This window comes from Microcoleus sp. (genome assembly GCF_049646505.1).
Taxonomy (GTDB): domain Bacteria; phylum Cyanobacteriota; class Cyanobacteriia; order Cyanobacteriales; family Microcoleaceae; genus Microcoleus.
Genome location: NZ_JBARVX010000417.1, coordinates 1 through 11,377 on the forward strand (window position 1 = coordinate 1; position 11,377 = coordinate 11,377).

General features: G+C 48.5%; 11 protein-coding genes. 9 read left to right on the forward strand and 2 right to left on the reverse strand.

Features of this window, described 5'->3' with window-relative positions:
• Nucleotides 1–7 precede the first annotated feature (7 nt).
• The gene (cas6, locus tag WBA89_RS20625) at nucleotides 8–1,132 is read right to left on the reverse strand and encodes a CRISPR-associated endoribonuclease Cas6 (protein ID WP_424409073.1); all 1,125 of its coding nucleotides are present in this window, start codon (nucleotides 1,130–1,132) and stop codon (nucleotides 8–10) included.
• A 301-nt stretch (nucleotides 1,133–1,433) separates the two neighbouring features.
• Here cas6 and WBA89_RS20630 point away from each other — a divergent pair, with 301 nt between their 5' ends.
• The 5 genes from WBA89_RS20630 to WBA89_RS20650 all read left to right on the forward strand — a co-directional run bounded on the left by WBA89_RS20630 (nucleotide 1,434) and on the right by WBA89_RS20650 (nucleotide 5,956).
• Nucleotides 1,434–1,796 carry a ferredoxin-thioredoxin reductase catalytic domain-containing protein gene (locus tag WBA89_RS20630; RefSeq protein WP_424409074.1) on the forward strand — a complete coding sequence of 121 codons (363 nt, stop codon included), beginning with the start codon at nucleotides 1,434–1,436 and terminating at the stop codon, nucleotides 1,794–1,796.
• A 264-nt stretch (nucleotides 1,797–2,060) separates the two neighbouring features.
• Nucleotides 2,061–2,471, forward strand: coding sequence for a DUF309 domain-containing protein (locus WBA89_RS20635; protein ID WP_424409089.1), 411 nt, complete (start codon nucleotides 2,061–2,063; stop codon nucleotides 2,469–2,471).
• A 383-nt stretch (nucleotides 2,472–2,854) separates the two neighbouring features.
• Entirely contained in the window at nucleotides 2,855–3,328 is a 474-nt protein-coding gene (locus WBA89_RS20640) for an LptA/OstA family protein (RefSeq protein WP_424409076.1), read from the forward strand.
• A 513-nt stretch (nucleotides 3,329–3,841) separates the two neighbouring features.
• A complete protein-coding gene (gene lptB / locus WBA89_RS20645; protein WP_424409077.1) occupies nucleotides 3,842–4,570 on the forward strand; it encodes an LPS export ABC transporter ATP-binding protein in 729 nt (242 codons plus the stop codon).
• A gap of 219 nt (nucleotides 4,571–4,789) precedes the next feature.
• A complete protein-coding gene (locus tag WBA89_RS20650; RefSeq protein ID WP_424409079.1) occupies nucleotides 4,790–5,956 on the forward strand; it encodes an LptF/LptG family permease in 1,167 nt (388 codons plus the stop codon).
• A 261-nt stretch (nucleotides 5,957–6,217) separates the two neighbouring features.
• Here the strand turns inward: WBA89_RS20650 and WBA89_RS20655 are convergent, their stop codons facing one another.
• Nucleotides 6,218–7,576: a hypothetical protein gene (locus WBA89_RS20655; RefSeq protein WP_424409081.1), complete on the reverse strand. Its 1,359-nt coding sequence runs from the start codon at nucleotides 7,574–7,576 to the stop codon at nucleotides 6,218–6,220.
• Nucleotides 7,577–7,906: 330 nt separating this feature from the next.
• Between WBA89_RS20655 and pgl the strand changes: the two genes are divergently transcribed.
• The 4 genes from pgl (at nucleotide 7,907) to WBA89_RS20675 (ending at nucleotide 11,283) form a co-directional block, all read left to right on the forward strand.
• Nucleotides 7,907–8,626, forward strand: coding sequence for a 6-phosphogluconolactonase (gene pgl / locus WBA89_RS20660; RefSeq protein WP_424409091.1), 720 nt, complete (start codon nucleotides 7,907–7,909; stop codon nucleotides 8,624–8,626).
• A gap of 205 nt (nucleotides 8,627–8,831) precedes the next feature.
• On the forward strand, nucleotides 8,832–9,677 hold the full coding sequence (locus WBA89_RS20665) for an FHA domain-containing protein (protein ID WP_424409083.1): 846 nt from the start codon (nucleotides 8,832–8,834) through the stop codon (nucleotides 9,675–9,677).
• A gap of 82 nt (nucleotides 9,678–9,759) precedes the next feature.
• The gene (locus WBA89_RS20670) at nucleotides 9,760–10,251 is read left to right on the forward strand and encodes an FHA domain-containing protein (protein ID WP_424409085.1); all 492 of its coding nucleotides are present in this window, start codon (nucleotides 9,760–9,762) and stop codon (nucleotides 10,249–10,251) included.
• Between the two features lie 294 nt (nucleotides 10,252–10,545).
• A complete protein-coding gene (locus WBA89_RS20675; RefSeq protein ID WP_424409087.1) occupies nucleotides 10,546–11,283 on the forward strand; it encodes a PRC-barrel domain-containing protein in 738 nt (245 codons plus the stop codon).
• Nucleotides 11,284–11,377 lie beyond the last annotated feature (94 nt).

Sequence of the window (11,377 nt, forward strand, 5' to 3'; positions counted from 1 at the left end):
AATTATTTTAATCCTCAACTTTCAAAGCCCTTCTTGCCAACTTCACATAAGTTTTCACAGTTTCATAGGGCATTTCCAAATCCGCAGCAATATCAGACAAAGATTCCCCCAATTCCCGGCGCGCCAAAATCGTCGCCCAAGTTTCCGCAATCTCAGCAGCCCGAGTCCCGCCTGTACGCTTTCTGTGCGCCATAAACTTTTGTGTCAATTCATCTATTCGCGCCGCCAATACACTTTGTATCGACACTTCTGTCACCGATTCTGTCAGCCATTGCGATCGCGTTTGTCCCAAACCAAAAGTTGTTTTGTGCCCGGTGCCGCAGTAAGGTGCTAACCGCCCCAAAGCATAAAATAATTGCACAAAATCAGGGCGATTTTGGCCCGATCGCCCGATCGCAAATTCCACAGCCCCAGTAAACCCCGTCACCATGCCTTTCTTGCCCGCCGCCACCTTCTGCGACTCCAACTTGTGGCGGCTAATAATTACATTTTCATCAACCCAATTCAAAAATTCTGCTTGGTCAACAATTACCCCAGAAAAATTATTCCAGCGGCGCAAATAGCTGTGAAAAACATTTTCGGGAACTGGTAGCGGGAAGTGATGGCCTTTGCTGCGAAAGCTTGTAGGACTCACAAAACTAAGTTTTATATTTCGCGATAAGGGAGGTTCTGCTGTTAGTAACTGCTGGTAAGTTGTGGGAGCAAAAGCAATATTGCAGGAGCGAATGAGTAGCGGAGCATTTCGCAAATCTATCTCTTCGGGCAAATTTTGCAGCCACTGACTCAGCCACTGCACTATTCGCTTTGAAAGTCCTGTGACGTACCAGCGATAAATACGATCGCCCAAAAGCTGAAAGTCTTTGCCACTTGCAGCTAAATCACCTTCCAATCCCGAAATAGTAAAGGCTTTTTCTGACTCCTCGTCGTGCAAAAGCTGCGATAAATCCGGGTCAGTTTCCTGTACTTGATGCAAAAACCAAGCGTGTAAACCTATGGCATACTGCGCGTACAGATAGCTAGCAGCGCGGGGAGTTAATTCAAACACTAATCCGACTAACTCGGTGTCAGCGGGCCAATTCAGCCCCGAAGAATCAGATTTTTTGGGGTGGGCGGGGTGCGGGGAATTTGCCATGAGATGCCAGAAACAGGGACAGGGCTGTGATATTCTATCTTGTTTGTATCCCCTTTGGGGGATGATTTTTTCAGGGCGGGCGATCGTCAAAATCTTGGGGCGGCTGCAAAAACCGGATCTGCACCCAGTTTAGCGAACTCTCCGGGATGCGTGAAAAATCACCAAAAAACCCACAACCTAAAACTAAATTTTTGTCAAGATTTTACTCTTTGTAACTAAACAGAAATATCAAGTGTTTAAAATCACATTTTGCGGTACAATTGTTAAAAGCTCGTAGCATCCTCAACTCCGATCCTGAACTATGAACACAACTGAAAAATCCAAACTCTCCAACGAAAAAACTTTGGAGGCCATGAAGAATTTCTCCGAAACCTACGCCAAGCGCACCGGAACTTACTTTTGTTCCGAACCTTCAGTCACTGCAGTCGTCATAGAAGGACTAGCAAAGCACAAAGACGAATTAGGCGCTCCCTTATGCCCTTGCCGCCATTACGAAGATAAAGAAGCCGAAGTAAAAGCCACCTACTGGAACTGTCCCTGCATTCCCATGCGCGAGCGCAAAGAGTGTCACTGTATGTTATTTCTGACGCCAGATAACGATTTTGCGGGAACTAATCAGGAAATTGGCATGGATCAGATTCAAGCTGTCAGAGAGACTATGTAATCGGTTAAGTAGGCGGTATTTAGTTGACAGTTGACAGTTGACAGTTGACAGTTAAGAGCTACCTCTACCTGAAAAGAAGAGGATTGGAGTGATGAATAGTCTTCTTTTAATTTCTCCCGATCGGGACTCCGGCTTTAAACCAATTCTTTCTGATAAAATTGGTAGCTGTTGTGAAAAGAAGTCGTAATTCAGTTGACAGTTAAGATCGACCTCAACGATCGCCGCCTACTAAAATACAGATCCCAATTCAAAATCCCTAATCGAATGACAGAGGAAATGCCGGTCGAGTTTTGGCAAGGTATCGAACAATTCAACAGCCAAGATTTTTATGCTTGTCACGACACTTTAGAGGCTTTGTGGATGGAAGCCGGCGAGCCGGAAAAAAGGTTTTATCAGGGAATCCTGCAAATTGCCGTCGCGCTTTATCACTTAGGAAATCAAAACTGGCGCGGTGCAGTAATCTTGCTCGGAGAAGGCATAAATAAGCTCAGTTATTATCAGCCGAGTTACGCTGAAATTGCTGTTGAAGACTTGCTCCGACAAAGTGCTAAACTATTGAGCACTTTGCAACAAGCAAGCCCGGAAGCAGTAGCTAGTTTTCTACCGTTGTTCGCAGGTACAGAAGTTGCAGGCTTGCAATTGCCCTACATTTTGAAACATCAGACGCAGGGTTGACAGTTATTCAAATTATCTGCGTACATCTGCGTACATCTGCTTTGCATCTGCGGTTGATTATCAATCCCAGATTTATGCAACAAGTTTATTGACTAAAAGTCACATCCAGGACTGAAGTCCGAACGATCGAACCGCAGCCAGAGGGCTTCAGTCCTCACTACAAAGTGTAAATCAGCCAAACACCTCGTGAAAATGGCTATTGTCTTGCTAGGATAATTGGTTGAGGCGATCGGGTCAATCGATCGACCTGACGAGAATTTTTCACGGCAGTTAAGATAAAATACCTAACCAATCGCGTGTGGTGGATGTAATTTCCCTAGAGAAAAATCTGGGGGTGAGATAATCCCCTTCAGCAATTTCACAAATTTTGAGGCTTGCAAGCTATGATGCCCTCCGCTAAACTACTCAATTCCCGAATATTCAAAGGATTATCGCTGCTGTTGCCCCTGACTCTGGCCGGCGCGATTGTCTCTCCCACCTATTCCCAAACCGCGCAGCCCCGAACCCTTTCCGTGCGATCGGACATTCAAGAAGCCGACTCCAAAACCGGCATCGTGACAGCCCGCGGCAACGTCCAAATCAACTATCCAGCCCGCCAAATACAAGCAACAGCAGCTCAAGCTCAATACTTCAGTCGCGAGCGCCGGATCATCCTCAGCGGCGACGTTTACGTATTGCAGCAGGGCAACAGCCTCCGCGGCGAAACCGTGACATACTTGATCGATGAAGGCAGGTTTATTGCCCTCCCAGACAATCCAGGACAGGTAGAATCAGTCTATCTGGTTGCTCCCGAACAAGATGCAGCAGCTCAAAGTGCGATCGGGCCCACACCGCCCGCCAGTCGAACAGCCCCCTAGTAACAGTCGCCCATAGCAGCAAAATTTATCACCAAAAACATCAACTGCTGCATAGCTACCTCGGACAATAAATTTTACCGAAATTCTTGTGGAACGGGCATCCTGCCTGTTCCGGGATCGGAGTTTAAATGCGCGGCACCTGAAAGCTGAGAATAAATGCAAAATTTAGTCTTGAAGAAAGTAAAAACCTGAAGATTGTCAAATATCCACTTGAGGGGCGATCGCACCAACCAGCAATCTGAAATTTAACAGGCAAGTAAATCCACCTAATTAAACGTAAAATTAGGTATCGCTCACAGGCTGGCTGTGTACTTATTCTTCCTTCTTTTAACCCTCCGAGCGAAGCCCTTATAGCCTCCTGCCTCCTCCCTCCTCCCTCCTGCCTAATGACTAATGACTAATGACTGATGACTAATGACTAATGACTGATGACTAATGACTAATGACTAATGACTAATGACTAATGACTGATGACTAATGACTAATGACTTCTAATAATTTGCCTCGGCAAGTATGAAAATTGTACTCGAAAATATTCACAAATCCTACGGAAAACGCAATGTAGTTAGTCGCGTCAACCTTTCCGTAGCCCAAGGAGAAATCGTAGGACTGCTCGGCCCCAACGGTGCCGGCAAAACCACAACATTTTACATAGCAACCGGATTAGAAAAACCCAATCAAGGAACTGTTTGGCTCAACGATTTAGACATCACTAAAATGCCCATGCACAAACGAGCGCATTTGGGAATTGGCTATCTCGCTCAAGAAGCCAGCATTTTTCGCAACATGAGCGTGCGCGACAACATATTGTTAGTCCTCGAACAAACTCAAGTGCCGCGTTGGGAATGGAAAGATCGAGTCGATTTCCTGTTGCAAGAATTTCGCTTAGAAAAAATAGCATCCAGTTTGGGAATTCAAATCTCCGGGGGAGAAAGGCGGCGGACTGAACTGGCGAGAGCGTTAGCCGCTGGGCGAGACGGGCCGATGTTCCTATTTTTAGACGAACCGTTTGCAGGCGTCGATCCGATCGCCGTAGACGAAATTCAAACGATAATTGCCAAACTGCGCGATCGTAAAATTGGCATCCTGATCACCGATCACAACGTCCGAGAAACCCTCGAAATTACCGATCGAGCCTACATCATGCGAGACGGTCAAATTTTAGCCTCCGGCGCTGAAGAAGAACTCTACAGCAACCCCTTAGTACGCCAGTATTACTTAGGCGACAGCTTCGTGCGGTAGTCTTTTAAAACAGAGATGTTGCACCATTCTCAACAAGCCTTTTATGGGCGGGCTAGAAGCCCAACCCCTACTCCCCACAAAAAAATTCACTCTTTGTGGAACAGGCATCTTGCCTGTTCTTGACAATCGTGCAAGATGTGAGTTAAAAGCAAAAGGCAGAATTTTAGAATAGCAAATTTAAATTTTAGCTTAACCAGCAAACTGCGAGAACGCGCAACGATGAAAATAGCAATATCCAAATCTTTCAATCCCCTCAACTGGCTGCCAAGAATCTCAGTAATGGACTGGTACATTACCAAAGAACTAATCGGCCCGTTTTTGTTTGGAGTCGGACTCTTTACATCCGTCGCCGTCACAGTTGGAGCCTTATTTGAATTAGTCCGCAGAGTAACAGAATCCGGCCTCCCCTACGGCGCAGCCCTAGAAATTTTTCTGCTGCAAATTCCCTACTTCGTAGTATTGGCTTTCCCAATGTCAATGCTGCTAGCAACCTTAATGGCCTACAGCCGAATGTCCAGCGACAGCGAACTCATCGCCCTCCGCAGTTGCGGAGTCAGCGTTTACCGACTGGTAATGCCCGCAGTAATTATGAGCTTAATTGTTGCCGGCTTAACCTTTGCCTTGCAAGAGTTAGTCGTACCAGCCGCCAGCTACAGAGCGACTTTAACTTTAGACAGAGCCCTGAAGCGAGAAAAACCAACATTTCAAGACCGAAATATTATCTACACAGAATTTCGCAAACCAGAAAAAGGCGGAGAAGAAATCCTATCCCGCTTTTTTTATGCAGAACAATTTGACGGCAAGCAAATGAAAGGTTTAACAATTATCGATCGCTCCACCCCAGGCCTCAATCAAATCGTTTCTTCAGAATCAGCTACCTGGAATCCCTCAGAAAATACCTGGGATTTTTACAACGGAACCGCTTATATCGTCGCTCCTGACGGCTCTTACCGCAATATAGTTAGGTTTCAACACCAGCAGTTGCAACTCCCCCGCACGCCCTTAGATTTAGCATCCAGAGTGCGAGATTTCAAGGAAATGAATATTGCTCAAGCTTTAGAGCGTTTAGAAATCCTGAAAAACAGCGGCGATGCACCGCAAATCCGCAAACTCAAGGTGCGAATTCAAGAAAAATATGCTTTTCCTTTCGTGTGCCTGGTATTTGGTTTAGTCGGAGCAGCTTTGGGAACTCAACCGCGCCGTTCCGGCAGAGGAACGAGTTTTGGGATTAGCGTAGTTGTGATTTTTACTTACTATGTATTTTCTTTCATTACCAGTTCTATGGGCGTGAAAGCTGTTTTGACTCCGATTCTCTCGGCTTGGCTGCCAATCGCCTTTGGCTCTGGAATCGGAGGATTGTTATTGGTGCGAGCAGCCTCTCGGTAATTTATTTCAAATTGGGAATTGGGAATTGGCCAAACAGGGAATTGGGCATTGTTGACTGTTGACTGTTGACTGTTGACTGTTGACTGTTGACTGTTGACTGTTGACTGTTGACTGTTAACCGTTAACCGTTAACCGTTAACTAATAACTACTGCTTTCGGGCCAACTAACAACCGCCAACTAACAACTGCCAACTGCCAACTGCCAACTGCCAACTAACAACTGCCAACTGCCAACTGACTACTGCCAACTAACAACTAACTTTAAGGATTAGCAAAAGTATTGATTTCGCCGCCACCAATGTAGCGTCCCGGAGTCAGCGAGCGAGGTGTAGAAAAAGGTTGCGGTTGAATTTGCCGATCGCCCCGATCGGTGTTTTGAGGAACAGCTCCAAAGTTAGGCTGGCCCGACGAGTTAAGCTGAATCGGTTGAGCTTGTTGATATTGAGAATTCGCTGAATTGGGAGAGAATTCAGGGCTAATTATCTTGCTTTCCCCCGCACTCGGAAAAGGGGATTGACTGACGGGAAGTAGCCGTATTGGCCCCGGTGCGGCAGCAGGAACTGCAGGGGGTTGAACTTCCGGTGCCAAGCCGAACCCAGATAAATTAGTTTGGTAGGGATTTTTTGGCATCGCCACAGTTGCAGGCGCAGCATTAATTTCCCGCAGGTTCGGTACTCTGGAATTTAACCCGGTAAATGATTCAGGGGCTGTAGCTGATGGATTTAAGAATTGTTGAGATTCGCCGATCGTTGTATTTGTTTGAGCAGGAACAGAGGGAAGTGCTGCCGGAACATTCACGGGATTTACTCTCTCTGGAGCTGTGGCGGCTGCAGGGAGAAAATTTGCCGAATTTGCCGGAGGCTCGCCCGAAGCCGGTCGATCGAGCAATTGAGCCGAGTTGGCAGTTTTCTCCGTGGAAGTCGCCGCCGAAGTGTTAGTGGCGACGTATTTTTGCATAGCTGCTTGCAACGGACTCAAAGGCAGAGGATTATCGTTTTGTTGGTCTGAACTAGCACCGCTCGACGGCTGAGATAAACTGCCTGTCGCTGTATCCGCCGACTCAGGAGAGCCGATCGTTTTTATCCCAGAAATCAGCGCCCCGCTGCCAGATAAACTCAAAGCTGATGTGGCGTTTGAACTTGGCAAACTCGAATTTTGCGGGTTATTGTTTGGGACTCCGGCCGCAGGATTTGCTAAATTTGGCAAGCTCAAAATTCTGCTGTTTGCCCGCTGCTTTGGGGCTGAAGATGGCTGCGGATTTTGTAAGCCGCGGGCGCTAATTTCGTTGAATAAACCTTGCCCTTTGACCACTGGAGAATTTAGCAAATTCAAGTCAGAATTAGACTGATTTAACTGATCTATCAGCACCGGTAAGCTGTCGATTTCAGCAGCATTGGCGCTCTCTTCAGCAGACAGCCCCGGCAGCGAACCTGGATTGTTTGAGGCTGCTAATTCTTCGCCATCTATACTCAATCTTTCTGGATGTACGGATACCTCCCAGATAAATACCCCCCCCGCACAGAGTACGGCGAGCGGAGCCCAAACCGCAGGTTGCGTCCAGTGGCGCAACCGCGCTATCAGATAGCGGACAGATGTAGGGAATCGCTTAAAACTTGACATAGTTTTCCTTGCGTCCGATCGTGCGGACTTAAAACTATTTTTCTTAGTCTACCACATGAATCTTGTTGATTTTTGCTCTCCCGGCGCAAGTGCGGGCTGGCATCGAAAGTTGCTGCAAACATATCTGCCACAAGATGCAAACCTCTATCAAGCACTGGTAGAAATATGTCTGGCGTTCGGAAAATAAAGCGGGCTAAGAATGATAAAATCCGACTTGACGCAGTGTATAGCTTTCCAGGCATTTTAGCCGATCGACCGACAAGCAAAATGTCAAAACAAAGTTGGCAATTGCCGGGGAGCAATACGAACAGCAAAGTAGAAAGAAAATTGATGAAAAAAGCAGTAGAAGTATTAGCAAATCGGGAACAACTCATAGAGCGCTCGCTCGCGGTTGTCCTGTCGCAAATCGCAGCAGCCGTAGCAGAACGCGGAATTTGTACGATCGCCTTGGCGGGCGGAAGCACACCAGAACCGCTCTACAGATCGATCGCCAGCCAAGACCTGCCTTGGGACAAAATTCACGTTTTCTGGGGCGACGAACGCTACGTTCCCCCAGAACACCCGGACAGCAATCAAAAAATGGCCCGCCTAGCGTGGCTCGATCGAGTAAACATCCCCGCCAGCAACATCCACCCCATGCCCACAGGCACCGGAGACCCCGAAGCCGACGCCAGAGCGCACCAAACCGAATTGCAGCAGTTCTTCAAAGTATCCGGCGGCGAGTTTCCAGCTTTCGACATCATCCTGTTAGGCATAGGAGACGACGCCCACACCGCCTCTCTATTTCCCGGCACGCCAGCCTTGCAAGTCCGCGACGCCCTAGTAACTGTCGGCAACAAAGACGGTCAACCCCGCATCACCTTTACAGTCCCCTTAATCAACCGCGCCCGGTGCGTCATATTCATAGTCGCAGGAGCCAGCAAACAACCAGCCCTAGCTCAAATTTTTGCCCCCGCCGCCGACCCCACGACCTATCCAGCCAGACTCGTTCAACCAGAAGGCGAACTTTGGTGGCTGCTCGATGCGGCCGCTGGCGAAGCCGTAAAATAGCCCGGAGAGCTTGCACCGTGCCAACACAGCCACCACTATCAGTAACTTTATTTTGCCCGTCACCGCCAACATCGCGGCGCGATCTCAGTTGCTAGTATTAGCTAAGCAATACAAGAATTGTGGCGGTTAAAGTTAAAATTTGACCATATACCCAATATTTTTATGAGGCTGATTTGAAAATCTGGCCGATAGCAAGGAGAAATCGATGATTGTCTGTCCCAATTGCAATCACCAGAACCCCGACGGGGCCAGCCAGTGCGAGGCTTGTTACACGCCTTTACCCGTTACCGCAAGTTGCTCGAACTGCGGTGCAGCGGTTCAGACAGATGCAGCATTTTGCGGTCAGTGCGGCTTTAACTTGCGTCCGGGTTCCACAGTTCCAGAAGTTGAGGTGACAGTACCGTCCGCCTCGACGGTGGAGCCTACAGTGGTATCGCCACCGGTACCGGATTTAGCGCCCACCGCACCCCTGATGGCAAGAGAACCTTTAGTTACGGCAAATAAGGAGCCCGACACCGAACCCCTGACGGCAGCGGAACCTTTTGTCACCCCAAATCTGGGGCCGAACTTGGAAAAAACTCCTCCCAGCATTCCTGCAATTCCAGATCCCCCATCTCCGCTCTCGGTTCCTGTTACAACTGAATCGGTGGCAACAGCAGCAAATATTTCTGGTCCGGTTGCCACCGAGCCGCCGGCGGGTGTAGCTAAAACTCAACTGCAACAGCAGTCGGCGCGTCTGATACACGTTCAGACAAATACGCCGATGGAATTGCCTCACAGTTTGTCTGTGGTTCACATAGGCAAGCCAAATGATTTAGTGCCGCCGGATATTGATGTTTCCGGATTTGCTAATTCTGAGATAGTTTCTCGGGTACACGCAAATCTCCGGGTGGAGGGAGATGCTTGCTACCTAGAAGATGTAGGCAGTTCTAACGGCACTTACGTTAACAATACTCCTCTGCCAAAGGGAAACCGACACCGGTTGCGACCGGGAGACCGCATCTCTCTGGGGAAAGGAGATCTGGTTACGTTTCTATTTCAAATCTCTTAGATCGAGTTTGGATTGGGCGATCGAAAGTCTAAAATCTAAAATCGCATCTTGAGGCGCTCTACCAAAACTCAATGCTGCCAATGTGATTAAGCTGACCTTGCTACATCCACTCCAGTCTATACCCGTCCGCAGTTGGATCTTTGAAGACGAGCAGGTCGTCCGGATCGGACGATCGACCGAAAACCACGTCGTTCTTTTTAGCGCTGTGGTTTCTCGTCGGCACATCGAATTGCGGCGCAGCGGCATAACTTGGGAACTGATCAATTTAGGTACCAACGGCACTTACCTCGATGGTAAGCCGATCGCTAAGGTTCCGATTGCGGACGGTCTGATCGTTCACTTGGCTCGATCGGGCCCGAAAATTCAAATCAATGTCGGCCCAAATCAGTCCTCAGTCCACTTAGGACAAACCAGCGTCAAGCCAAGAGATGTTAAGGCAATTCACGCTTCTTCGCGGGGGACGCCCCTGAGCACGCTTCCTGTTGCCGACCAAAAAGAAGTTGGCACTTCCAGGGAAGAGGAGGAGTTGACGGAGGCAGAAAATACTCCAAAATATTCGGAAGAAGAATATTGAAATGGCATTTTTTGACTCCACCGAAAAATCAGTACAAACCCCGATACTGCGGAGGGTCGATCGCAAAATTTGAGACGGCGGTTATTGTTCCCCGATTCGTCTGGCGGGTCAAAATCAAAAATCAAAAATCGACGGTTCGACCGACATTTTTCTGTTGTAGGCACTCAGATCATTTGCGGTAACACCGTCAGGTGATGTTGACAGTCAACAGCGAACAGCGAACAGCGAACAGTGAACAGTGAACTAAAATTTACTATTCCGATGAAGAGAGGATTTGATATCAGGAGTTTATTTATGACTAGATCTCAACAGATTGTTAAACGCAGCGAACTGCTCAACCGCCGGACGATCGACCGCAGAACTGCCGAAGAGGTTGGCAGGGTAGACAAGCTTTGGCTCGATTCTCACTCCCAGCGGGCGATCGGCTTTACTTGCAAGTCGGGACTTTTGGGCAGCAAAAAAACTTGGTTCGCTTGGGCGCAAGTTGATACGGTGGGCGAAAATGTTTTTGTGACGATTAACCCGGAACTGCCCGAATTGCACCAGCCGGAACAAGCTGTTTGTCCGATCGGGCTTGAGGTACTCACGGACGCAGGAAATAAGGCAGGTACGGTGGTTGACTACCTATTTGATGTCACGACTGGTTCTGTTACCGATTACCTGTTTAAATCGAACGGCTGGCGCGGCGCTTTAGACGGGATTTACTTGTTGCCGGTGGGGGCGATTTCTACCCTCGGCAAGAAACGGGCGATCGTCTCAGAGGCTGCTGTGTCCGAGCCGGTACAGTACGCTGAGGGACTGCACAAAAAAGTGGGTCTCGTAGCAGACTTTTTACACGAAGATTACGACAAAACTCTCCTAAATGTGGCAGAGGTGAGGCGGGGCGCTCAAAATCTGGCGGAAAAACTCCAAGATAAAGCTCTAGAAGTCAGGGATGCAGCTCAAGAAAAAGTAGCGGAGTTGAAGCGACAAAGGCAAGAATCTGCATCGCCCCCGCCGACTCCGGAGCCGCCAGAGTCGGATTTGCTCTGAAGTGCGGCCTTCCCGATCGCCAGCCGCGACTGATTGCGGGTCGCATTTTTAGGGGCGGCCCGCCCCCGGAAGGTCGATCGGTATTTTCGGTGCG